This window comes from Levilactobacillus yonginensis, assembly GCF_964065165.1.
GTDB classification, from domain to species: domain Bacteria; phylum Bacillota; class Bacilli; order Lactobacillales; family Lactobacillaceae; genus Levilactobacillus; species Levilactobacillus yonginensis_A.
On the sequence record NZ_OZ061549.1, the window covers coordinates 1,492,196 to 1,515,701 of the forward strand.

Here is a 23,506-nt window from a genome sequence, read left to right on the forward strand (position 1 = left end):
TTGGTAAAACCCACCAAGGCGTCAAGCTCGTCCCACGCTATAAGTTGGCTAAAAACCGCCAACTAACACCGTTGTCACAGCTGGTGTCCTCCTGACAACCTGCAGCTAGGTTACAGATTCTACAAAATTTTAGACCCACTTTCCCTTTCCTAATCATTAATCATTTAAATGGCCCAGATAAAGAGCACTGAATTCATCTCCAATTGTGGAGGTGAATTCAGTGCTCTTTTAAGATCTATTTAGGTCGTACTGCGACGACGGTGAAAAAAGTTTACCAGTTTCCGACTGTTCATCGATAAGATCATAACGGCCAGGATAATCAGCGTCCCACCAACCAAATCAAAACCTGTTAGCTGAACACTCAGGAAAATAACCGAGAAGACCGTTGCCGCCAGCGGTTCAAAGGCGTCCAACAATGTGGCCGTTGTCGGTAAGATGTAAGCCAAGCTGTGAGCGAACATTTGGAAGGGAATGACCGTCCCGAAGACGATGATGATGGCCACTAACGTCCATTCAGTAGCTGTGACGGTCGTGTGGAATTGCCAAACGGGTTTAACAAAGTTCAGTGACAATCCCGCAATTAACAGGCCCCACCCCGTGACGGATAAGGAACCATACGTTGAGAACAGTGGTCGTGGCAGCAACGTGTTGGTTGCCACCCCGATTGCTGACAGGAACCCCCAGAACAGGACGACCGGCGAGATGGCTAACGCATTGACGTGGCCGTGCGTCACAATCAAAAAGGTCCCGACAAAGGCAATGACCATCCCCACACTCTCTGGCCGGGTCGGCTTTGTGTGTTTGAACAAGAAGTAGTAGATACTGATGATGAACGGTCCTAAGAACTGAATGATGGTGGCAATTGGGGCGTTCCCAAATTTAACCGCTTCAAAATAACACAACTGAACGGGAACCATCCCCAACAAGCCGTAACTAACGATTCGACCAGCCGTGTTTTTGTGCTGCCACAGCCGCATGGGCTTAGCACCAATCAGCTGAGCAATGATCAGCAGAACGATTCCCGCCGTGGTCATCCGTACTTCTGACAGCCAAAGTGCGGTTACGTGTGTGTTTAGGGTAAACAGACTGCTCGCGACCACCCCAGAAATCCCCCACATCATGCAGGCTAGACTGGCTAGCAATACCCCTCTTAAATGATGTTGTCCCGTCATGACCGTTCCTCCTTGAATTTATGTATACTTTATCTTGAAATGTAGCCGTCTCCGGTCGACAGGAACTCCACCCTGTGAGGCAGACCTGGGGCCTAAGAATCGGTCCCCAGGGCGACTTAAAGCCTCAAAGAACGAGTCTTCAAGTTCGGCCAGTCCTCTAAGTCCGGAATTCCACCAGACTAAGACGACATCCACTGGGTTACGTCCCTGTCGACCTGCGACTACCTTACGTTCAAGTAATCAATCTATTAATTTGTTTTTATTTTAAATATCTTAATCATAAATCACATTTTTATTGATAATGATTAATGACACATATAGTTTTTCGTCTCGTAGAACTCATAAGACACTATCATAGCCGGCGGTTGCCAAGGATGGGGTCCGCCGTGTCGCTGGTATTGGACCGAGTGATTTGCTCGGGGCAACACCAGGGGACGTGTTTCAAGACCCACACGATTTTTAGTGGGGCTTAAAACCGAGCCGGAAGCCCGCTCTTTGGCTGAAGGCGGCCCCACAGCGGGCCCTATCCTTGACGGCCGCAGGCGACCTTAGTTCTGCGCCTGAATAACTAACCCAAAAAATTCCACAAAGACCATTATAACAAAGGTCAGACCCGTGACCAGCACGTTTCCGGAAAACTTAGCCGATTATCATTTTCTAGTCAAAAAGGGGACCGCCCAAATGACGGTCCCCTTAGCTCTATACTTATCGTTTTGGTCGGACAATGCTTAAAAACTCGGCGAGTGCCTGTGGGTCAGTCAACTGACGGTTACACTGCGCGCTGTCGCGGCAAATATAGTTACCGTTACGCGTGTAGGTCCCCAGTCCCGACTTCTTGGTCGTCGACACAAACAACGAAACGTTCCCAATCGTCTGGCAAATGGCGCAAACACCCTTCACCACTTGGGGGGCGAGGTCACCTTGAATGCCAATTAAGCGATCCTGGTACGGTGCTACCAGATACTTCTTCTGGCTGCCACCGTCGTTCCACCCTAGATAGGTCAGTTCGTGTAAGTTTAAGTCCGCCCACTCTGGCTGCTTAAGCTTCTTCACCTTACGAAACAGCTTACTCAGTTGCTTAATCGATAGCTCCGGAAAAGGTACGACTAAGGGTTCTAACGTCGGCAGTAGCTTGGCCGCTGCGTCCCGTGATAAACGATCTGGTTGTAACCGTCGCAAGAATTCCTGGCTAATTGGTTCCTCACTAGGAAGTAGTGGCGTAATGCGCTCCAACGTCGTCGCCCGAACGGTATCCCGCATCCGTCGGTCGTTGATTGATAGGTAAGCACTGACCAGGTCATTGACCTGCTGGGTAATATAACTGTATTCATAGGTGGTAATTGTCGGTTTCATTTTTTATTTCCTTTCAGATTCAAACCTGACACTTCTCTGAAAGGTTTTGCAGAAAAGTGTCGCTAACTAGCAGCACTTTTCCGTACAAATAACGATGCCATCATCGTCGATCATCTCCTTGTCCTCAGCTTTGATAGCCGAAGTGCTAATAAGTATACAAAATATTTTCGTGGAAGGCAAGCCGTCGTTATCGCCTGTATTGATTCCAGCAAAAAGGACTCAGAACTGTCCGTTCCAAGCCCCTTGATACCGACCCAGCTCCCGAATCCGTGTCAGTAACTGTTGATGGTAGTCGCTCGACATTATCCGTTATTTCCTTGTAAAAGCTGAGTATAAACCCAAGACATCCGAACTTAGCCGCATGCCTTTAACGTTATTTTACCCAAAACCATCTACTAAGTGCCCGTCCCCCTTCCTGGTTGGCACAGTTAGAAAATTAAGCCCCACAACCTTGTTATCCTAATAAATGTACACGTTTACAATTCATCCGGATAAATGCTATACTAATGGGCAACAGGAGGTATCCCCAATGAAAACTGAAAAAGAAAAATTTCTCGCTGGCGAGCCCTACAACATCATGGACCCCGAACTCGCCGCTGATGAGACCAAGGCACGACGACTCTGCAAGGAATTAAACGAGTTAGATGATACCGCCACTCAGGAAAAAGACTACATCATCCGCCAGCTCTTTGGTTCCGTCGGTGAACGTCCTTGCGTGCAACCCAACTTCCGCTGTGACTTTGGCTATAACATCCACGTCGGTGATGACTTCATGTGTAACTATGACAACGTCATCTTGGACATCGCACCAGTTACCATTGGGGATCACTGCATGATGGCGCCCCACGTCCAAATCTACGCCGCCTACCATCCCCTTGACCCAGCAGGTCGCGATGCCTTCATTGGCCTGGGCAAACCCGTCACGATTGGCGACCACGTCTGGATCGGTGGCGGTGCCGTTATCTTGCCCGGCGTCACCTTAGGCAATAACGTGGTCGTGGGGGCCAATTCCACGGTCACCAAGTCCTTCGGTGACAACGTGGTGATTGCCGGTAGCCCCGCCCGCGTGGTTCGTGAAAACGTGCCAAATACTGATACCGCGGATATCTAGAACATCCCTCACTAAAAAATAAAATTAAAAAAGTGTTCTCCGATTCATAAACAGACTGTCTATGAATCGGAGAACACTTTTTTCAGTACAGTTGGCGTGACGAATTGTCAAACCAAGCGCAACACTTTATCAAATAAAATTTCTTCCGGGGTACGATAGTCTAAAACTCTTTTAGGTCGTCGATTTAGCCGATTCTGGCACTTCAAAACTTCCTCTAGGTTGTGACCGTTGAGGCTTTTCCCTTTAGGAAAATATTCTCGAATTAACCCATTGGTATTTTCATTGGTTCCACGTTGTTCTGGCGAATATGGATCCGGCCAGTAAATGGTCACTTGTAACTCATCGCGAATATCTGCTAGTTGTAAGAATTCAGTTCCGTGGTCCGGCGTAATTGAGTGGATAAATTCCTTAGGAACACGGCTAAACATGGCCAATAGAGCCTCGTTTATTGACTCAGAATTCTTACGCAATGCCTTAGTAATCAAGGTATATCGTGTTTTACGATCAACGGCAGTCACTAGAACTTCTTCACCAACTTTTCCTTGAACTGTGTCGAGTTCCCAATCCCCGATGCGACGACGTTCATTAATGAACGTCGTCGCTCATGGATGGAAATGTAGTCTACCTTAGGTTCACGATGTTTACGGTCACCTGGACGATGCCGTTGGCGACCTCGGTGTCTTAACTTGCGCCGAATACCAGTATCTCCATGAGAAGTAAAAGATTGGTTGAGGTTATGTTGCTCAATGTGGCGGTAGATAGTATTGTAGCTAACAAACGTTTAGCCCTCTAATTTCAGACGATTGGCGATCTGTTGTGGGGACCATTGGCGTTCCCTGATTAAATAGGCAATTCTTGAACACAGTTGAGGTAGCTGATCAAGAAGTCGGGGTTTGTGGCTATTTCGGCGTCGTTTTCGATAATCCTTTTGAGCCTCAGATGGTGAATAGTGCCCATTCAAACGACCTAATTCTCTCGAAATTGAACTAGGTGAACGCCGTAACTTCAAGGCAATCCCACGAATTGATAATCCTTTAGCCGAAAGTTCTAGAATACTTTCTCGTTCATTTATAGTAAGATGGTGATAGCTCATAGCGAGTACTCCTTTGCTTTTCTTGGTCGTTAAGTAATTGTACCCGCTATGGGTTTTTTTATTCAATTAATGTTGCACTTCAATTGTAAATTCGTCGTAGCAAAAAAGAGCCCAGGTTTTACCCCAGACTCTCCGTGATTAATCTGCATTTAAGCGGTCCACCCAAAGTAAACCGGAATATCAATCTCGCCCTTCGGTGAAATCGTTCCCTTGTAAGTGGTCCCATTGATGTCAAACGCAGCGACTAACTTAAAGCTCAAGGTGGCTACCGGCGCAATTGACTTGGTGCTTAGCACCTTGCCAGTGGCACTCCGCGTCGTTTCCTTGACTGCCTTACCATTCTGATAATCGTAAATCATCGTTTGGCTGTTTTGTTGTAGCAGTACGACTCGCTGAATTTGCCCATTGGTCGTCGCAATACCAATCTTGATGTGCGCCGCCTTATCCAACGTGGCCACCTTAGTGGTTGCCGTCGTGGCATTGCGGTTGAGCTCGCGCGTCATGATGTTCGGGTACGTCCCCTTGACCACAGCGCTCTTCGGTAACCAGCCAATTGCCTTACCAGCGGCCGTCTCGAAGTATAGGTACTGCTTCTTACTGGTCGTGGTCAGTGACTGAATGGCGTAGAGCGTCCGGTAACCGTACGTGGTACCGTAATGATTGGCCGCCGTCGTGCCGAGTGACTTGGCCGGCATGTCCCAGAAATCATGGGTCGTGGTTGGCGTCCAGTAGGCCGTCTTCTTGACCGACTTCATCTGACTGATCTGTTGGTGAAATTTCAGCTTGCTCAGTGCCACGTAACCGCCCACCAATTTGGACTTCTTGGTGGCTGTCGATCCAACAATCGTCCCGTGCGGCAGCTTCTTAGCCGTGACTTTGGCCAACCGCACGTAACGCTTGCCTTTGACCGTCATGACCTTATCCACCGTCCACTGCTTCGTCCGACTACGTTCGGTCCCCAAAACGGTGCTGTGCTTATAAGCCGCGCGTGGATAGCTGTACACCTTCGTGCCAGTCGACTTAAACGTAAAAATCCGATGCTGCGGGTAGGCTGGTAATGTCACTTTTTTGGCGGCGCTGGCCGTCGTTAAGCCACCCCAAAATACCAGTCCCAAAGATCCCGCTAAAATGAATTTAACCCATTTAGTCATGATTACCTCCTAGTCATCACTCAACCTGTGCTTACTCTCCAAGATTAACATGCTAAACTTAACATTACATTAGAGGTTTTGACCCTTTTCCCAAACCGTCTTAGATAACAAGAGGCCGTGCTTAACCAGATCATCAAACAATTGGTGCGTCCGCTTAGAGACTTCACCAGCCGTTTCCAAATTGCTCTTAGTCAAGAACTCAGTCGTGTCACCACTAACAGCTTCATCAGTTGCCGCAACCCGTTGCCGACCATAGGATTGGCACCCTTCGCGGAAGGCGTTAACTGCTTCAACGTATTCATGGAAGTGGGGCTCAATGATAACAGAGAGCGTCTTGTTAAGCCAGTAAACGTTCTCGACATCGACCGCCGTCGTTGTATTTTTGTAATCTTCCGGCGTGTCGTTGATGTTCGTAAAGAATGGCACGTATGGTGCGTAGGCGAAGAAGCCCATGGCAATCCATTGAATGGCTGCCCGGTCGGCTGGAACATCGTTTCTGATTTGGAGAATCGATGAGCATTGGTTCCGGTCCATCGCGATTGGCCGGAATTTCTTCTGGTCATCGGCTGAACCAGAGGCAAAGGTTCCAAATGGATCATACTTCGTCCCGTTGTAGTGGGAAGACAGGAAGAATTGCACGTCTTCGATGGCAATCTTCTTGGCTGGCTTCCGCGTGAATGGCATGTCTTGGTCAGTTGGCTGTTGATCCTTGATTTCAGGATTGAACAGGCTTTGGCCGTACCAAGTCCGTGGCGTGTTGTAGTACGCGTCATCCTCGCCGTGAGTTCCGAAGATTTCACGGAAGTTAAACGTGTCTGGATTAGGATTCAAATGATTCTTTTTAACAAAGTCGACCAGGTCCGTGGCCACTAAAAAGTTGTCGGGATCGTTGAGATCAACTTCTTGCATCAGCGTCTGGTTAGGTGCAATGGCGTAGGTATCTTCTGGTAAGCGCATCGCCGCCCAGTGATGACCACCGGCCGTTTCCAGGTACCAGATTTCGTCATTGTCGTTGAAGGCAATACTGTTGCTTTCACCGGTCCCGTATTTTTCTAGCAAGGCACCCAAGCGTTGGGCCCCTTCCTTAGCAGTCTTGATGTATGGCAAAACTAAGGTAACCATGGCTTCTTCGTTGATACCATCGTTCACCAATGGGTCGTAGCCCAAGACACGGGCGTTCGTTGCGGTGGTTTCGGTCGCACTCATACCAACATTTAATTCATTGATACCAGCTTCTTCGTATTGACCATCACTCTGGTCGGCCTGAGGCGTCCCCGTATAGCGGTAGGCGTGGTCGGGTAACGGTACATTTACGCCGGTAACGATCGACGTAAAGGATTCCTGCGATTGGTCCATTGCTGGGTGGACCACAAACTTGATTGGGTTGACTGGACCGTAACCATCTTCGTTACGTGCCACAATCGTTGAACCGTCCATACTGGCGGCCTTTCCCACTAAAATCTCTGTACAATCGGAACTCTTCTTCAACATTATTGTGTTCCGCCCCCTTTATTCCTTAAGTATAAGATTATCAGGTGCTAAGGGCCACCCATTTTTAACATTTTGACGTTTTAATTATTTCAGATGAGAATATTTGGTTGTCGAGGATACTGGTAAAGTGACTAGGACTAGGACCAGCATTAGCCAAATTGCCGCTTCCGGTTGTCAGGGTGGGCGTCTGCTGTGGGGACCGCTTTCGGCCTGAAAAGCGGTCCTCCAGCTCGACTTGAAGCTTCGCACAGCCCACGAATCTTCAAGCTCGTCCCGTGGCCTAGACTCGGTCAGCCCACCGAGTTAACGCCACCAACACAGCCGTCACCCGCCCTGACAACCTCCAGCTACGTTGGCTCACTGAAAGCACATTAACGTTCACTATGTCATAGTCATCATCAACGTTGACTAAATCACAACTGATAGGCCGACATCTTAAAATAGCAACCGACATTCTTCAACAAAAAAACCGGCCATTCCCAATTAAGGAAATGGACGGCTATCGTTTACAAACTTTCAGTGAGACAAGAAACCACACCGTTACCCGTAGCCAACCAACCGACGATTTGAGCCGGAGGCAGCTAGGGGGTGCGCAGTGTCGAGCCACTTAGTCAGCGTTTTTAGCTGGCTTAGTGGCTGGGTCGTCTTTGGGCATTCGCGGGTTAGGCGAAGGGCCAAGGCGCCCCGGGAGACCGCTCTTTGGCTCCCGGGGGTCGTCGCCCCACAGCACAACTCCTAGCTACCGCAGGTGATAACAAAAAAAACCGTCCACTCCCAAACTGAGGAAATGAACAGCTATCGTTTACAAACTTTCAGTGGAACAAGAGACCACACCGTTACCCGTAGCCACCCAACCAACTATTTGAGCCGGAGGCAGCTAGAGGTTGCGCAGTGTCGAGCCACTTAGTCAGCGTTTTTTGCTGGCTTAGTGGCTGGGTCGTCCTTGGGCATTCGCGAGTTAAGCGAAGGACCAAGGCGCCGCGGGAGACCGCTCTTTGGCTCCCGGGGGTCGCCCCACAGCGCAACCCCTAGCTGCCGCAGGCGGCCAAGATCAACGACCGATCTGTTGCTCACGCGTAACAGTGGTGGCATCGATGCGATGACGGATCCATTTGGCTAATTCAGTCACCAACAAGACCACGATTCCAGCAACGATTGGAATCCCCCAACCATAGTGAAAGTTCACGCTAGTGGTATGGAAGACGCCCTGCATGGCTGGCCAATAAATAATCATGGCCTGGAGCGCCATCAAAATCGCCACGATAACGAAGCTCATCTTGTTGCGGAAGAAGTACTTGGAGAAGACGGGGTGGTCATTTTGCAGGTTGAAGAGGTAGAAGACCTTCCCGAAGATAATCACGTTCAGCGTCATGGTACTCCCAATCACCGCAGACAGCCCCTGGCCCGTCAACAAGTCGTAGGCAAAGATTCCCAGTCCGGAAATCAACAACGACACGTAAGTCACCTCAAACATGTCGAGCTTAGAAAGAATTCCCTGCTTAACATCCCGTGGTCCCCGCTTCATAATGCCACTCTCAGCCGGTTCGAAGATAAACGCAAACTGAATCGTCAAGGCAGATACCATGTTGATCCACAACAATTGGGTTGGGAACAGTGGCAACTCTTGATCCATCAGAATACTCATAACCACGATTAGACCTTCAGCAAAGCTGGTTGGTAACAGAAAGCGGATCGTTTTCCGAATGTTATCAAAGACGTGGCGACCTTCACGGACCGCCCCCAGAATCGAGGTAAAGTCGTCATCGGCCAGCACCATATCGGCGGAGTCCTTAGCAACGTCGGTTCCCCGAATCCCCATGGCAACCCCAATATCAGCCTGTTTCAGAGCGGGGGCATCATTGACCCCATCACCGGTCATCGAAACCACGTGGCCGCGGGCCTGTTGGGCCTTCACGATCCGTAGTTTATCCGCCGGTGTAGTTCGGGCAAAGACGGTGTACTTATCAATCTGACTAGCCAATTGTTCGTCGGTCATTTCAGCCAGCTCAGGACCGGTAATGGCCCGCGCCTGCTCAGATAAATTCAGCTGCCGGGCAATCGCCGCGGCCGTTTCGGGGTCATCCCCGGTAATCATCTTCACCTTGATCCCCGCGTACCGCAATTGTCGAACGGCGTCGGCCACACCGGGACGTGGTGGATCAATGATACCGGCCATCCCAGCTAGGTGGAAGTTCTGACCAATGACTAGGTCATCCACCTCAGTCGCATCGGCGGCCACTGGTTGGTAACCTAACGCCACAACTCGTTTACCCTGGCGTGTTAGCTGTGACAAACGCTCTTGCCAAGCCGCTTCATCCACGGTTTCACCCTGAGTCAGCATAAGCTGAGTCAAGGTTTGTGGGGCCCCTTTGACTAACAGATAACGTTGGCCGTTATGATCCACCAACCGTGCCGAGTAACGAATGGCCGAGTCAAAGGGTCGGGAATCAATTTCTTGCGGAGCTGGGTCAGCGCCCACCAACTTATGATACAGGGCCGTTAACGCCCCGTCGGTTGGTTCACCGGTCAGAATCCACTGTCCGTCTTCCTCATGGAATTCGGCATCGGAGGTTTGCCCAGCAATTTGGACCAACCATTCCAAGTCGGTATCCTGACGCCAGTTGACGTCTTGACCTTCATCATTTTGTACCTGACCAGTCGCGTCGTAACCCACTCCGGAAACGGTGTAGGTGTCTTGCGCCGTCAAAATATCCGTTACAGTCATTTCGTTCTTGGTCAGGGTTCCCGTTTTATCAGTATTCACAATGTCGACGGCCCCCAGTGTTTCTACGGCGGGCAGCGTCTTCACAATCACATTTTGTTTCGTCATTGCCTGGGTTCCCATGGCTAACACGACGGACGTGCTGGCGGGCAATCCTTCTGGCATCGACCCCACGACCATCGTGATAACGGCAATCAGTAAGGTTGGTAAGCTGTACACGTGGGTAATCATCCCCAGGATAAACAGCAAGACTGCCGCAATTAAAATGGCAACGGATAACCCTAAACCTAAACTATTGAGGTTTTTCATCAACGGCGTGGTCTGTTGCTTAACTTCAGCAACGTTTTGCTGGATATGACCAATTTCAGTTTGGGCACCCGTCACGGTCACGATTCTCCGACCAGAACCATTTGTCACGGCGGTGGAGGCAAACGCTTGATTTGTTCGTTCGGCCAATGCCAGATTGGCCACATTCAAGGGGTCTTCACCCTTTTCAACTGAATCGGTCTCACCGGTCAAGGCAGACTCTTGGATCTTTAAGTTATCCGCGTCAATCAGTCGGAGGTCGGCGGGAACGGTGTCCCCCGCTTCCAACTGAACGATGTCTCCGGTCACCAGCTCACGTGCTGGTAACGTAATTTTCTGGCCGTCACGAATGACGACGGCCTCGGAGACCAGTAGTGCCTTGATTCGGTCCAGAGCGTTATCCGCTGACCGTTCCTGGAAATAGCCAATAAAGGCGTTCGCGACGATGACGAGTCCGATAACAATTGAATCGGAATAGTGATGCATGAAGAAAGTCATCAGTGCAGCTGCTGCTAAAATGTAGATGATGGAGTTGTTAAACTGCTTCAAGAAGCGTAAAAGATTGGATTGCTTCTTGGCAGTCAACTCGTTGGGGCCGTTAGCTTTCAGCCGTTTCTGGGCTTCAGCGGTGCTCAGTCCCTCGTCTTCATTCGTGGCAAATTCAACAAGTAAGGACTCAGTCGAACGCTGCCATAGTGGCGGCTGCTGGCTGGGTCCAGGGTCAGTGGTTTCTGCTTCTGTGTTGGTTGATGCTGTTACTTCTGGGTCTTGTGCCATGTAATAAGGTCTTCCTTTCTATCTGTGAAAACGTCTGATTAGCGGTCGGGAATTGGGTATGCAGCGTACGGTTGGTGCAAGGCGTCCACCTCCATGTCATCTTTTTTAAGTTAATTAATTCTACCAACTTTCCAGGAAAATTGCACTTCATTAGAAGTTTTGCAACATAACTTTAATAATAGGGTGAATGGCTAACGGTTACAACTAAACGAAATCCTGTAATTCTGCCGCTAACTTGGTTAAGATGAAGGTGGTGCTGCCCACTTAAACTGGTCGGCTCTAATTTTCTAGTGACAATGAATCACCGCAGATACATAACACATTAACTAATCAACTCAAAGGATGACCATAATGAAAGCTTGGACAATTACAGGACCCGGTCCCCATTCTCTAGAAGAACTCCAGTTACAAGAAATCCCGGAACCCCTACCAGCCGCCGATGAAATCAAGGTACGGGTCCGGGCTGTAGGCCTCAACCCCGCCGATTACAAAGTCATTGAAAGTGGTTCCTGGGACGACCCCCACGTTATTGGCTTAGACGTGGCGGGTGAAGTCGTCGCTATTGGTAATAATGTCAGTGACTGGTCAGTAGGTAAGCGGGTGATGTACCATGGTGACCTCCGCCGTAACGGCAGTCTGGCCGAATTCACGGTGACCACACACCTCAGCGCTGCGCCCATTCCTGACAGCGTCAGCTTTGAACAAGCGGCCGCTAGCCTCTGTGGCACGCTGACGGCCTACCAAGCGTTCTATCGCAAGGCCAACCTATCCGAGCTCCCAACCGTCTTGATCCATGCAGGTGGCGGGTCCGTAGGATTAGCCGCCCTCCAGTTTGCTCGCAACCTGCATTTACCCACGATTACCACGGTCTCTGCACGCAAACGGCCATTGGTGGAACGGGTCGGGGCCGGCACCATTATTGATTATCACCAAGCAGACGTTACCCAGGCCGTGATGAAGGCCACAGCTGGTCGGGGCGTGGGTCTCAGCATCAATCCGATTGGCGGGGAGTCACTGGCAGCCGACGTGAACCGTATGGCTTACAACGGTCAAATCATCGCCATTGGTGACGGCATGCCCGATCACCTGAACCTGAATACCAAGGCCCTGAGCATCGCCCGGTGCGCTCTCGGTGGCGTCTATCGTTCTGAGAATCCGACCGAAATTGCCGACCTAGGTCTAATGGCCGGCGTGGTCGGCCAAAAACTGGCTGCCGGTGAATTTGACCCAGTGATTGACCGCGTTTTACCATTTAATCAGGCGGCCACGGGGCTGAAGCTCCTCAAACACGATGAAAATTTAGGAAAGTTAGTCGTTCGGGTTTAACCTAATCTGACATGTATGGAGGGCTTTAGCGTTGCCCCAACACCGATTTGTTTACAATATACACGTTCATTAAAACACTTCGTTAAAATTGTAATATTACAAATTGCCAGAATTACCCGCAGGCCTTGATTTCTCTGTTATAGTAAAGATGTCGTAAAACAATTGCTTAACAAACTGACGACAAACTAAAGCTTTTTTGGTAACAGTTGTCGAAGTACCCGGAAAATGCTTCGATACTGACTGTCCCCAATTAAATAGTTAACCTGATTGCATCAGACTAAATCCCAGTTCGATTCAATCAGGTTAATTTTTTTGCCCCAAAATTAGGTTGTGCACAATTAGCTTCCCAATCGGCAACAAGCCGAACATTCAATGAACACCATCACAAAAGGGTTTGGGACAAAAGTCTCAAACCCTTTTTGTGCTCCGAACGTAAATAGCCGAAACGTGCGACAAATCTAGCCTACGCGACCCACCACTGATCCTCGGTCGGCAGGTAGATCCAACCCACGCGCCGCACGTCCACACTGAGTTCATTTTGACTAGATACCGGGAAGCCGGACATGCTCAGCATGCCGACGTCCGCTACGACTGGCCGATCAAGACTAAACGAAATCGTCTTCTCTGCTCGCCAATTACTAGCATCTGGTGTCAACTGGCTAGCCACTGACGGCAGCGGTGAATGGTATCCGGCCACGTATAACCGCGCGCTGCTCTGCGGCGTAAGCAAGGCTAGACCCGTCAATACCAAAACCGTACCCGTGACCCACTTACTGGCGCGGTCAAAGGTCACACCGAGCCGAGCGTTGGCTAACAACCAGCCTGTGAGCAAGGTCAACGCTGGCAATAACGGTGCCACGTAAACGCTCGCCCGCTCATTGGAAAATAACGTTAACACTAATAATGCAACCGAACTGATAACCCACGGTCGTTGCCGCCGCGCAAATCCCGCAACAATCACTAACCATGGCACCAGCAAAAGTAACAGCTCACCGACCGACGCCATCACCGTCACAATGTTCAATCCACTTAGGCCATTAAAGGCAACCCAGCCAATGGTTCGTAGCCACCAAAAAGCATAAAAACCAGCGGTGATCCCCCACCGCTGCCAGTTTAGTCGATTCATCAATTTCCCCACTCCAAAGTTCCCCACGTGTTTAATCGTCATCTCGCTCAGTTGCCAGTACCTTCCCGGTGGACGCATCAAGCGTCACTTCGTGGTAAGTCCGGCCACTTTTGACCTTCACTTCCCACTGTGCCTGACCGTTCTCGCGGTCCAAAGACCAAGAAATAGCGTGACCACTGACTTTTTGGGTTGCCGCTCGCGTGATAGTCGCCAACGACTTCAGCTGATTTGTGTCGAGACCCTCTTGCTTGCGAGCCACGCCCTGATCCTCATCTGCGTCTAGTTTTTCCCGGTGGACACGACTTTGCTTACCGCTTTGCGCATCAACCGTCAGCTCGTACTCGTGGTTACTGTCGACCCCCGTAAGTTCATACGCATAACGCGGACCAATTGGCTCTATGGCGAGTTCCGTCACAACAGCTGTATTCCCAAATTCTTGGTGAAATTGGCGAATCGCCCCCTCGACGGTAACTTTGATTTTCTTCTGAGCATCACCGGTTGCCGCAGTATCCGCTAGCTTACTGGAACTGGCTTCGCTAGAAGAATCGGCTGGCTTATTCGCTGATTGGCTGGCACCACACCCGCTTAAAAGGAGACTGGTCACCAGCAACGTCAATCCTAGTTTACCCATAATCTTTTCCTCCATTGATTAGTAAAGGGGTCGTCAGTTAATAACCCAAGTCTACCAATCTCCTTGAAAAATAGCTATTAGGACCCTCTAGTCCTCGGAATCTTCAGAAGAATTTAACGTACTGACCAAGTGTTGGAGAGCTCGTACGAGGTCGGCCCGTTCTGTATCAGAGTAGCCTGCTAACCGCTGTCGTAGAGCCGTCTCCCGCGCAACTTTAATCTGCAACAGTGCCCGTTGCCCTTGTGGACTCAGAGTGATCCGTCGAACGCGTTGGTCGCGCCGCTCTACCTCCGTGAGTACGCCCGCTTCGACCAGCTTATCGACCTGGCGGCTAACTGACGAGTGGTTCCGACCAATCTGATTGGCCAGTTCACCAATACTGATTTCCGGTTGCCGTCCGACCCGCACAATAATTGGCAGCGCGACTGGCTCCAAGGTAATCCCTGCTCGCTTCAACAAGTCATGATCCTGCTTTGGTTGATTAAAAAACGTGACAATTTCAAATATTGCTTCAAAAATTTCATTATCCATAGTTGTCATTATACCAGAAGCATGCTAATATGTGTGCATATTGCACCTATAAGATTTCTCACGAAGGAGACGCTCCCATGACTAAAAAAATTGGCTTAATTATTGGTTCCACTCGGCCCAGCCGCATCAGTCCTAGCATCGGTAGCTGGTTGCAGCAAGCTGCCGCGCAACCTGAGTTGACCATTGATCTGATTGACCTGGCCAAGATCAACCTGCCCTTCCTGGACGAAGTGGCAATGCCCTCAGACGGCAACTACGCGCTGGCTCACACCCAGCAGTGGAGTGAGTTGATTCAGGGCTACGATGGCTTTATTTTGCTCTTTCCACAATACAACTGGGGCTACCCCGCTCCCCTGAAGAACGCCCTGGATACGCTTTACGCTGAGTGGCGCGGTAAGCCGGTCAGCCTGGTTTCCTATGGTAGTCATGGTGGCTTTCAAGCCGCGTTGGGCATGCAATTGGTTGTCCGTGGCTTGAAGATGCCAATCATGACAAACAACCTCAGAATCGACTTGAAGAAGCCTGATCTGACCGAGGATGGTCAATTCATCGACCCCGCCCAGGCACTCGCCCCTTACACTTTTGATGCCCAACAACTAGGTGCTGAATTCGTGCATCGTTTGGCAGACTAGTTTTCCCGGGGGGGCGAGCACCAGTAGCGTTCCCAAACCTTCGTAATTTAAAATTGGTTCTAGAAATTATGCAATTTCTAGAACCAATTTTTTCGTTTCATTAATTTCAAAGCTAGTTGTGCTAAAAATTTTCAAAATCAAGTTGCGATATCTGTCACCGGAAAAACCGGGCAAAGTTACCCTTGTTTCTGATCCCGCAGACGCGTCATACCGACAAAGTCATCGGTGAAGATTCCCGCCACGTGCTTCGCAAACAGCTTTTCTGCTAAAGCCGGATCATCCACCGTCCAAATCCGTTCAGCCACCGGCACGTCGTCCTGGTAATGGCTCAAATGAAGCCCACTCAAATGCTCATTGGCCACAAAGGCCGCCGCATTCACCACCGGCTGATCCGTGAGCCAACAATACGATTCATTCGGCGCTAATTGTTGACACGTCTTTAAAGTTGGCAGATGGAAGGACGAATAAATAACTGGGTGCCGCAGTGGCGTGGCATTAACCATCCCCATCACAATTTTTTCAATTCCCGGATACTGGATGTTGTTCGTCTTAAATTCCAAATTCAGTTGGACGTCCTGGTTGCTAACCAACGTCAGGAACTCCGCTAACGTGGGAATCAACTCGCCCGCTGCTAACTGAAAGTGCCGCAACTCTGCCAGCGTATAATCTTGAATCAAGCCGGTGCCATTAGTTGTACGGTCGATTCGCTCATCGTGCATGATGACGGGCACTAGGTCCTTCGTCAGTTGAACGTCAAACTCAATCCCTTCGATACCGTGTTCAACGGCGTATCGAAAACCCGCCAGACTATTTTCTGGAAATTTTGCGGGATACCCCCGGTGACCAAACACAACCGTTTTCTCTGCCATACCTATCCGACTCCCTAATCTTGGCCGTGAACCGACCAGCTCATTTTTTGTCTTCCCCACTATTATACCGCGCTGAGTTTCTACCATAGAAATTAACCGTCAGATGCGGTGCCTTACTGGTGACCGCTCTGACGGTCGAAAGTATTTATACCTGCCGATTTTAGTTTACTCCTAATATTTCAAGAATCAGTATCGGTTCCGTACAAAAATCGTAAATAAAACGACCTTGCAGCGGGGGTCGGGGCCACTGCAAGGTCGGGTAATACCGTATTAAATGAAGGTTGACCGTTTTTAGAAATCGGTTAGTCTTTGTGATAACAACGCCGCTATATTCTAGTATGATCTTACGTCTACCGCCCGCCAAATATGGCTAGACTGGTGTGGGCGCGCCTGAACCTATAGCCGTCATGAGTGGTGCGAGTGAATCTTCAATCGTAGTACAATCAGAGCCGGAGGTGGCCAGAGATGGCACCGGCCGTGAAAGTGGTGTTAACTGGTGATTTTCCAGTTTACAGCACGGGCGACTTTGAAGACACGGGGTCTTCGTGGCTTCAAATCGAGCGAGAAGCCCGTTCTTTGGCTGAAGCGTCCCCACAGCCGGCGCCATCCCTGGCCGCCGGAGTGCGCCTAATTTAGCAGTCTCAGTAGATCACGTTAGTCCGCACCCCACACGTCGTCGGCAATCTCCTTCACCAACTTCAGCTTAGCCCACTGCTGGTCTTCCGTCAGCTCATTACCCTCCTCAGTAGAGGCAAAACCACACTGCGTGGAAAGCGCCAGATTAGCTAGTGGCACCTGCTTAGCGGCAGCCTGAATCCGTGCCTTAACGCTAGCCACGTCCTCCAACTCCGGAAACTTCGACGTAATCAGACCTAAAACCAACCGTTTATCGGGGTTGCCATTCCAAATCCTTTTGAGTGGCGTAAAGCTCCCAGCCCGTTCATTGTCGTACTCCAGGAAAAGGCCGTTGTAATTTAGCTGCCCCAGGTAATCGGCAATAGCATCGTACCCCCCTGAGAACAGGTACGTCGACTTGAAGTTACCGCGACAAATATGAGTTGTGACCGTCAGATCTGTCGGCAGGCCCGTCAACAATTGGTTGATGACCCGCACAGCATCCTCGGCTAAGCTCACATACTTTTGATGGGCCGTGGCATCACCCTGTGTTTCGTGCAGCTTACTAATTAAAAAGGCCCAAGTCGTATCATCAATCTGCAAATAACGACAGCCCAGATCATAGAAGTGTTGAATCGTTTCATGATAGGCCTTGGCTAAATCATCCAGGTAGGCGTCCCAGGTCTCATAAAATTGCTGCCAATTGTCACTACGGTTATCCCGAAACAGCATAGTGGGGGACGGAATCGTCTGCTTCACCAGCACATCAGCTGGTACCAAGCTCTGTAGATACTGGAAGCTCTCAAAGAACGGGTGGTCCGGGTTAAACGCCACTTTTCCGACCAGATCAGCGTTATCGGTCCGAGTCTTACTGCCGTGGAACTGATAACTTTGTTGGTAATCGTAGTGCCCCACGCCCGTCAGGCCCCAGAGAAAGTCCAGGTGCCACCAACTCCGGTTAAACTCGCCATCGGTGATGGCCTTCAAGCCTAGACTGACCTGAGCAGCAGCGATTCGTTTGGTTTCAGCCCGCTGAACGGTCTGTAACTCATCAGCGGTAAGCTCACCCTGGGAAAACTTCGCCCGAGCCTCCTTCAAAGCGGTTGGCCGTAATAGGCTACCCACAACATCGTAGCGGTAAGGGAATTTCGTTTGCGTCGTTGTTGTCATCTTATTTCCTCCTAGAATTCACTGTCGTCTGGTCCGTCACTGTTTTGGATAAACCGCCTAAATCGTTCGACTGGCAACGTGTTTCGCTCACACTACCAGCGTCAGTTTGCCAGTGCCTGCTCAGCGTGCACCGCTAAACAGTCACGGGGATTAGGGCTTGGGACAAAAGTCTCAAACCCTTTTTGTGCTCCGAACGTAAATAGTCGAAACGTGCGACAACAAGCAGTCAACTCCGCTTAACCCCGATAGACAAACAATCCAAGACCGGGATTATTCGTCTATCGACGTTAATGCTCATTGACTAACCGCCTTTTGTCCCACTCTCAGTCCAGCGATATAACGCAAGTCCATCCATCTTTCTAATCGATCAGGACGACGAATTTACAATTGAAGTGCAACAAGTAAGAAGAAAATAAAAAAGAACTCATAGCCTGAGTCCTGTAAAATGAAGTCACCACAACAATCACTTAAAGGAGATCTTAGGCTATGAGTCCGTACAATCATCTTACCTTAAAAGACCGAGAATGCATACTGTTAGGAGTCACTTTAAACGATACTTATCAAGGTATTGCGGAGAAAATTGGCTGCTCAAAAGCCACCGTATCACGCGAAATTAAGCGCAACGGTGGCCGTGATGCATATTCAGCTGTCAAAGCACAAGAGAACTATCAGAGACGGCGACTGAAAAGCCGACGTCCTAGGATCTTAGCTGACTTGAAACTACGAGATTTTGTCCTTCACCGCATCGTTCAATGCCAATGGTCTCCGGAACAAATCTCAGGCCGTTTAGTTCACGAAAATAGCGAATGGCAAATCAGTTACAATACTATTTATCGCGGAATTAAACTCGATAATTTAGGGATTAAACGCAAGAGTCACGGTGCTCGTGGTTTTGCCCGAAAGTTGCGCCACCGTGGCAAAACCCGTAAGGTCAAAGGAACGGTTAACGAACGACGTGGTCGGTTTAACGAAGTTCTTTCAGTTCATGAACGACCAGTTTCGTGTAATAAACGGAGCTGGTTCGGCCATTGGGAAGGCGACACCGTTCGGGGTAAAACTGGGCGTTCAGCTTTGGTTACATTGGTGGACCGTAAATCACGGTACTTATTGTCTCAACGAGTTTCCAAAGTAAACGCCAAGAACGTCACGCAAGCTATGATTGACCTACTGCATACTGTGACGCCCAAACGAGTTCGTACGCTTACGCCGGATCGTGGAACTGAATTCGCAGGATACCGCGAAGTTAGTCAAGAACTTGGTATTCCAGTCTATTTCCCAGATCCACATGCGCCCCAGCAACGGGGAACCAATGAGAATACCAATGGCCTTATTCGTGAGTACTTCCCCAAGGGAACCGATTTAGATCAGCTCACTGACCAAGATATTTATCAGTTCGTTGAAGTGCTAAATAACCGACCACGCAAGATTTTAGGCTGGAAGAGTCCATCTGAAGTTTTCTTTGGGACAAAGTTACACTTGATTTGACAATTCGTCACACAAAAAAACGCGCTCATCCCCAGAACTAATTGCTTAGTTCAAGGGACGAACGCGTCGTTTTACCACCCTAATTCACACAGCCCTCACAGACTCTGCCTCAACGGTACCAATTGATACCCGGAAAGTTAACGGTTCCTACCGACCAAACAGCGCGAACCGCTTGATAGCTATCGGGAGCTCATCTTCATGGCTAACCACTGGCCCGTTTCCACTTACCGGGCTCACTGAACAGCGGCGTCGTCACTACTCTTCTCCTAGCTGAGATTATGACAATTCGATTAGAAATTAATGATAAGCTTATGCTCTGGCCTCATAATTGTCAAGTGGTTTTTTAGGAAAGCACCACCACTTTGCCAAAACTCTGGTGGCTCGCTAAATATTCGTGTGCTGCCCGCATATCTTGCAGGGCAAAGACTTTAGCCGGTCGTACGTCAACGTGATGCGTATCGATCACCCGGAACAACTCCCGTAACCGGGCTTCGTCGATATCTCCGGAGCTAAATGCCGTCAGGTACGTGTTGCTGGGAATCCTAGCAACCGGTTCAAAATCCTGGAATCCCCACTGCCCACCTAGTTCTCCAGTAGCACTCACAATTCCGCCAGCCGTCAGATGTTGCAAGGAATTCGGCACCGTCGCGGCACCGATCAGTTCTAAAATTTTGTCGTACCGCTGGTCGGTCTGCAGCTCCCCATCCTTATCCAAAATAACTGCATCAAAACCTGCCGCCAGGAGTTGGTCACGTTTGGCTAAATTGCGGGTGGTCGCGGTCACCGTGAAATCAGCAGCTAGCGCATGGGCTAATTTAGCCGCCATCACGCCGACACCGCTGGTGCCACCCCGGACCAGCAACTGATCATGGTTCCGAATCTTCAGCCCCTGAAGCGCGCCAAAGGCCGTATAACCGGTCTCGGGGACAGCCGCCAGGTCAGCCCAGGATAACGTGGTTGTCACTGGGAAAATCTGCTGATTAGGAATCAAGGCAAACTCAGCGTAACTGCCATTGTACGCCCGACCCATCTCACCCATAAAGGTGACTACCGTCTGACCCACCGGAAGCCGCTGGACATCAGTCGTCTCTGCCACGACGCCCACCGCCTCAATCCCCAGGATCCGGGGAAACTTAACGGATGGTGACTCACCATCGCGGGTGAAGATTTCAGAGTGGTTGACGCCCCGACCTTTGACCTCAATCAACGTCCAGCCTGGTTTAACGGTTGGCCGGTCAACCTCATGTAACGTCAATACTTCTGGTCCCCCGGGATGCTCTACGACAATTGCTTTCATTTTTACCAGTCCTCCCTAGTTCAACAAACCGTGACTCTTCAAGTAATCCCGCGCAACGGTCGCTGCCTTCTCATGCTTGACGGTTACCCGGTAATTCATTTTCTGCATGTCAGTTGTTGACACCTTACCCGCTAATTTGTTCAACGTCGTCTGAAGTTCCGGATGCTCTGTCAATAACTTTTCCGTCATCAACGGTGCTCCTTGATACGGTGGGAAGAACTGCTTATCATCCTTTAAGACCACCAGATGGTACTCCTGAATCTCGGGATCAGTTGTATACCCATCGACCAAGTTAACCTTCCCGTTGGCAATGGCCTTGTAACGAATGGAAGGTTCCATCGTCTTAGCACTGGCGAATTTGAGATTGTAGGCCTTACTCAATCCAGGATAGCCGTCCTTCAGTTGATAGAAGTCCGGATCAAACCCAGCGTGAATCTTATCCTCAACGGCAACTAAGTCAGAAACGGTCTTTAAGTTGTACTTCTTAGCAAATTGTTTCGTCACAGCCAAGTCGTACCCATTTTGGTACTTCATCGGCTTCAGGTAGGCCAACTGCTGTTGCGACTTGAGCGCTTGCTTCGCCACCCGGTAGGTGGTCGCCGGATTGTGACTCGCCGACTTCTGCCCTGTGACTAGCGACTCCAGGACCGTCCCAGTAAATTCAGGATAAATATCAATGGACCCCGATTTCAAGGCCTTGTACAGGAAGCTGGTTCCACCGAAATTAGCCTTGGTGCTGACCTTCATGTTTGGATGATCGTTCTCAATCAAGTCCTTGTACATGTTGATCAGAATTTCGGGCTCACTGCCCATCTTCCCAGCAATGGTAATGGTCGTTTCTGGTTTGACCAGCTTACGATAGCCTGCGAAGCCCCCAATCAAGACCACCAACGTGGCTAAGACGATACCGACCTTTTTAAATGACAGCCGGCCCAACCAGTCGATCGCGGCACCAAAGACTAGCGCCAAAATGGCGGACAGTACGGCACCAATAATCAGTAATGCATTATTGTTGGTTTCAATTCCCAACAGAATGTAGGTCCCTAAACCACCGGCACCAATCAGGGCAGCCAACGTCGCGGTCCCAATGATCATGACCATGGCGATGCGGATGCCCGAGATGATCATGGGCAAAGCTAATGGTAATTCAATGCGAAATAATTTCATCCGGCGGGACAGGCCAAACGCCGTCGCCGCCTCCTCCAGGTTTGGATCAATCGTCGTTAACCCGGAATACGTATTTTGAAAGATGGGCATCACCGCGTAGATCACTAAGGCAATGATCGACGGAATCGTCCCGATCCCCACAATGGGAATCAAAATCCCCAACAATGCCAGACTGGGAATCGTCTGCAAAACACTGGTGATCTGAAGCATCACGTTGGCCGACCGCTTATGAGTCATCAAGACGATGGCCAAGGGAATGGCAATGACCGCCGCAATCAGCAATGAAATCAGTGATAACCCAATATGCTGGCCAATGGCGTGAACGATGTCACCACCCTGGGTCTGCAAAATATGCATAATCTGTTGCAAGCTAGTCCGCCTCCTTCGTGGCTAAATAGTCCAATAGATCTGGCGTCGTCAGCGACTGTGAACCGGTCGGTGTCGCCACCACGACCGCACTAGTCGTTTGCAATGCTGCCGCCAACTCACGCACGAGTGCTGTTGCTGACAACGTTGCCGGCGTCGTGACCGGCGTCCCGTAACCCGCATCCAATAAAGCCTGAACGGTCACCATTCGAGACGCGTGTTCATTCTCAAAAAAGCCGCGAACAAAGTCGTTGGCGGGATGTTGCATGATTTCTGTACTCGTTCCCACCTGTTGAATGTGCCCCAACCGCATCACCGCAATGTGTTGGCCCAAACGCAACGCCTCGTGCATGTCATGTGTCACGAAGACAAAGGTCATGTCTAATTCATGATGAAGCCGGAGCACCAGGTCCTGTAACTGCTTTCTGGAGATAGGATCCAACGCACTAAACGGTTCATCCATCAAAACGACCTTGGGCTTAATTGCTAGTGCCCGAATGATACCGACCCGTTGCTGTTCCCCACCGGATAGTTCACTAGGCATCCGGGTCGCATACTTATCCGGATCCAAATCCACCTGCTGCAGGAGGGTGCGGGCTCGTTCAATGCGTTGCTTGCGGGGCCAACCCAGTGACTCTGCTTGAATGGCAATGTTATCTTGAATCGTTAAATTAGGAAATAGCGCAATATTTTGTAAGACGTAACCCATCTGTAAACGCAACTGAGTCAGGTCATAGTCGATCAACCGTTTACCATCGAAATAAATGTTCCCCTCAGTGGGAGCAATCAAGCGATTAAGCATCTTGAGGGTGGTCGTCTTCCCACTCCCACTGGGACCAACCAACACAAAAAAATCCCCCGTCGGAATGGTCAAGTTTAGATCATTGATGGCTTGGTTCCCGCTATAACGCTTGCTAACGTTCTTAAATTCTATCATGTTGACCTCCGACCAATAATTTTTGAGACAAACTCACGGACTCATCTGCCGCTCAAGCAGTTAGAGCAAATCCTTAAACTCGCTGGACTATCTGCGGATCGACGCCTTTAAATTCACGCCAACCGAAATTTCTACCGTCTATGCATAGGGTCAATTATACAAACATTCATCTCATAAC

The 23,506-nt window shown here is 49.9% G+C and carries 20 protein-coding genes; 5 read left to right on the forward strand and 15 right to left on the reverse strand.

Annotation, left to right across the window (positions count from 1 at the left end; genetic code table 11):
- Positions 1-239: 239 nt before the first annotated feature.
- Together AB3Y94_RS07130 and AB3Y94_RS07135 are read right to left on the reverse strand one after the other, a co-directional pair.
- Positions 240-1,172 carry a DMT family transporter gene (locus tag AB3Y94_RS07130; RefSeq protein ID WP_125684715.1) on the reverse strand — a complete coding sequence of 311 codons (933 nt, stop codon included), beginning with the start codon at positions 1,170-1,172 and terminating at the stop codon, positions 240-242.
- A gap of 705 nt (positions 1,173-1,877) precedes the next feature.
- On the reverse strand, positions 1,878-2,525 hold the full coding sequence (locus AB3Y94_RS07135) for a FusB/FusC family EF-G-binding protein (RefSeq protein WP_125684717.1): 648 nt from the start codon (positions 2,523-2,525) through the stop codon (positions 1,878-1,880).
- A gap of 529 nt (positions 2,526-3,054) precedes the next feature.
- Here AB3Y94_RS07135 and AB3Y94_RS07140 point away from each other — a divergent pair.
- Entirely contained in the window at positions 3,055-3,636 is a 582-nt protein-coding gene (locus tag AB3Y94_RS07140; protein ID WP_125684719.1) for a sugar O-acetyltransferase, read from the forward strand.
- Positions 3,637-3,743: 107 nt separating this feature from the next.
- Here AB3Y94_RS07140 and AB3Y94_RS07145 read toward each other — a convergent pair whose 3' ends face one another.
- From AB3Y94_RS07145 to AB3Y94_RS07165, 5 genes are all read right to left on the reverse strand, one after another.
- Positions 3,744-4,226: an IS30 family transposase gene (locus AB3Y94_RS07145; RefSeq protein WP_367296493.1), complete on the reverse strand. Its 483-nt coding sequence runs from the start codon at positions 4,224-4,226 to the stop codon at positions 3,744-3,746.
- A 191-nt stretch (positions 4,227-4,417) separates the two neighbouring features.
- Positions 4,418-4,795: a transposase gene (locus AB3Y94_RS07150; protein WP_367295610.1), complete on the reverse strand. Its 378-nt coding sequence runs from the start codon at positions 4,793-4,795 to the stop codon at positions 4,418-4,420.
- 83 nt (positions 4,796-4,878) lie between these two features.
- Entirely contained in the window at positions 4,879-5,880 is a 1,002-nt protein-coding gene (locus tag AB3Y94_RS07155; RefSeq protein ID WP_125684721.1) for a GW dipeptide domain-containing protein, read from the reverse strand.
- Positions 5,881-5,949: 69 nt separating this feature from the next.
- On the reverse strand, positions 5,950-7,368 hold the full coding sequence (locus tag AB3Y94_RS07160) for a C69 family dipeptidase (RefSeq protein ID WP_125684744.1): 1,419 nt from the start codon (positions 7,366-7,368) through the stop codon (positions 5,950-5,952).
- 1,054 nt (positions 7,369-8,422) lie between these two features.
- Entirely contained in the window at positions 8,423-11,176 is a 2,754-nt protein-coding gene (locus AB3Y94_RS07165) for an HAD-IC family P-type ATPase (RefSeq protein WP_367295611.1), read from the reverse strand.
- A gap of 351 nt (positions 11,177-11,527) precedes the next feature.
- Between AB3Y94_RS07165 and AB3Y94_RS07170 the strand changes: the two genes are divergently transcribed.
- A complete protein-coding gene (locus AB3Y94_RS07170) occupies positions 11,528-12,502 on the forward strand; it encodes an alcohol dehydrogenase catalytic domain-containing protein (protein ID WP_367295612.1) in 975 nt (324 codons plus the stop codon).
- Between the two features lie 463 nt (positions 12,503-12,965).
- Here AB3Y94_RS07170 and AB3Y94_RS07175 read toward each other — a convergent pair whose 3' ends face one another.
- From AB3Y94_RS07175 to AB3Y94_RS07185, 3 genes are all read right to left on the reverse strand, one after another.
- Positions 12,966-13,670, reverse strand: a complete 705-nt coding sequence (locus AB3Y94_RS07175) for a hypothetical protein (protein ID WP_367295613.1) — start codon at positions 13,668-13,670, stop codon at positions 12,966-12,968.
- On the reverse strand, positions 13,660-14,259 hold the full coding sequence (locus tag AB3Y94_RS07180; RefSeq protein WP_367295614.1) for a PepSY domain-containing protein: 600 nt from the start codon (positions 14,257-14,259) through the stop codon (positions 13,660-13,662). Before AB3Y94_RS07180 ends, AB3Y94_RS07175 begins: the two co-directional genes overlap by 11 nt.
- Positions 14,260-14,346: 87 nt before the next feature.
- Complete coding sequence (locus AB3Y94_RS07185) at positions 14,347-14,790, reverse strand: MarR family winged helix-turn-helix transcriptional regulator (protein WP_367295615.1); 444 nt, start codon at positions 14,788-14,790, stop codon at positions 14,347-14,349.
- A gap of 77 nt (positions 14,791-14,867) precedes the next feature.
- On the opposite strand from AB3Y94_RS07185, the gene AB3Y94_RS07190 reads away from it, so the two are divergent.
- Complete coding sequence (locus AB3Y94_RS07190; RefSeq protein WP_367295616.1) at positions 14,868-15,422, forward strand: NADPH-dependent FMN reductase; 555 nt, start codon at positions 14,868-14,870, stop codon at positions 15,420-15,422.
- 176 nt (positions 15,423-15,598) lie between these two features.
- Here the strand turns inward: AB3Y94_RS07190 and AB3Y94_RS07195 are convergent, their stop codons facing one another.
- Positions 15,599-16,291: a glycerophosphodiester phosphodiesterase family protein gene (locus tag AB3Y94_RS07195; protein ID WP_367295617.1), complete on the reverse strand. Its 693-nt coding sequence runs from the start codon at positions 16,289-16,291 to the stop codon at positions 15,599-15,601.
- Positions 16,292-16,756: 465 nt separating this feature from the next.
- Here AB3Y94_RS07195 and AB3Y94_RS07200 point away from each other — a divergent pair, with 465 nt between their 5' ends.
- Positions 16,757-16,927 carry a hypothetical protein gene (locus tag AB3Y94_RS07200; RefSeq protein ID WP_367295618.1) on the forward strand — a complete coding sequence of 57 codons (171 nt, stop codon included), beginning with the start codon at positions 16,757-16,759 and terminating at the stop codon, positions 16,925-16,927.
- 18 nt (positions 16,928-16,945) lie between these two features.
- Here AB3Y94_RS07200 and AB3Y94_RS07205 read toward each other — a convergent pair whose 3' ends face one another.
- Positions 16,946-18,076 carry a vitamin B12 independent methionine synthase gene (locus AB3Y94_RS07205; RefSeq protein WP_367295619.1) on the reverse strand — a complete coding sequence of 377 codons (1,131 nt, stop codon included), beginning with the start codon at positions 18,074-18,076 and terminating at the stop codon, positions 16,946-16,948.
- A gap of 486 nt (positions 18,077-18,562) precedes the next feature.
- On the opposite strand from AB3Y94_RS07205, the gene AB3Y94_RS07210 reads away from it, so the two are divergent.
- Positions 18,563-19,561, forward strand: a complete 999-nt coding sequence (locus AB3Y94_RS07210) for an IS30 family transposase (RefSeq protein WP_367294841.1) — start codon at positions 18,563-18,565, stop codon at positions 19,559-19,561.
- Positions 19,562-19,904: 343 nt separating this feature from the next.
- On the opposite strand, the gene AB3Y94_RS07215 is transcribed toward AB3Y94_RS07210, so the two are convergent.
- Genes AB3Y94_RS07215 through AB3Y94_RS07225 form a run of 3 tightly spaced genes read right to left on the reverse strand, consistent with a single transcriptional unit; the run spans position 19,905 to position 23,328 of the window.
- Complete coding sequence (locus tag AB3Y94_RS07215; protein ID WP_367295620.1) at positions 19,905-20,858, reverse strand: zinc-binding dehydrogenase; 954 nt, start codon at positions 20,856-20,858, stop codon at positions 19,905-19,907.
- Between the two features lie 15 nt (positions 20,859-20,873).
- Complete coding sequence (locus AB3Y94_RS07220; protein ID WP_367295621.1) at positions 20,874-22,394, reverse strand: ABC transporter permease/substrate-binding protein; 1,521 nt, start codon at positions 22,392-22,394, stop codon at positions 20,874-20,876.
- A gap of 1 nt (position 22,395) precedes the next feature.
- Entirely contained in the window at positions 22,396-23,328 is a 933-nt protein-coding gene (locus AB3Y94_RS07225; RefSeq protein WP_367295622.1) for an ABC transporter ATP-binding protein, read from the reverse strand.
- Positions 23,329-23,506: the final 178 nt, after the last annotated feature.

Bases quoted from the DNA above. Each gene is read 5' to 3' on its own strand.
- AB3Y94_RS07130 (WP_125684715.1), bottom strand. From the start codon at position 1,172: ATGACGGGACAACATCATTTAAGAGGGGTATTGCTAGCCAGTCTAGCC.
- AB3Y94_RS07135 (WP_125684717.1), bottom strand. From the start codon at position 2,525: ATGAAACCGACAATTACCACCTATGAATACAGTTATATTACCCAGCAG.
- AB3Y94_RS07140 (WP_125684719.1), top strand. From the start codon at position 3,055: ATGAAAACTGAAAAAGAAAAATTTCTCGCTGGCGAGCCCTACAACATC.
- AB3Y94_RS07155 (WP_125684721.1), bottom strand. From the start codon at position 5,880: ATGACTAAATGGGTTAAATTCATTTTAGCGGGATCTTTGGGACTGGTA.
- AB3Y94_RS07165 (WP_367295611.1), bottom strand. From the start codon at position 11,176: ATGGCACAAGACCCAGAAGTAACAGCATCAACCAACACAGAAGCAGAA.
- AB3Y94_RS07170 (WP_367295612.1), top strand. From the start codon at position 11,528: ATGAAAGCTTGGACAATTACAGGACCCGGTCCCCATTCTCTAGAAGAA.
- AB3Y94_RS07175 (WP_367295613.1), bottom strand. From the start codon at position 13,670: ATGACGATTAAACACGTGGGGAACTTTGGAGTGGGGAAATTGATGAAT.
- AB3Y94_RS07180 (WP_367295614.1), bottom strand. From the start codon at position 14,259: ATGGGTAAACTAGGATTGACGTTGCTGGTGACCAGTCTCCTTTTAAGC.
- AB3Y94_RS07185 (WP_367295615.1), bottom strand. From the start codon at position 14,790: ATGGATAATGAAATTTTTGAAGCAATATTTGAAATTGTCACGTTTTTT.
- AB3Y94_RS07190 (WP_367295616.1), top strand. From the start codon at position 14,868: ATGACTAAAAAAATTGGCTTAATTATTGGTTCCACTCGGCCCAGCCGC.
- AB3Y94_RS07195 (WP_367295617.1), bottom strand. From the start codon at position 16,291: ATGGCAGAGAAAACGGTTGTGTTTGGTCACCGGGGGTATCCCGCAAAA.
- AB3Y94_RS07200 (WP_367295618.1), top strand. From the start codon at position 16,757: ATGGCACCGGCCGTGAAAGTGGTGTTAACTGGTGATTTTCCAGTTTAC.
- AB3Y94_RS07205 (WP_367295619.1), bottom strand. From the start codon at position 18,076: ATGACAACAACGACGCAAACGAAATTCCCTTACCGCTACGATGTTGTG.
- AB3Y94_RS07210 (WP_367294841.1), top strand. From the start codon at position 18,563: ATGAGTCCGTACAATCATCTTACCTTAAAAGACCGAGAATGCATACTG.
- AB3Y94_RS07215 (WP_367295620.1), bottom strand. From the start codon at position 20,858: ATGAAAGCAATTGTCGTAGAGCATCCCGGGGGACCAGAAGTATTGACG.
- AB3Y94_RS07225 (WP_367295622.1), bottom strand. From the start codon at position 23,328: ATGATAGAATTTAAGAACGTTAGCAAGCGTTATAGCGGGAACCAAGCC.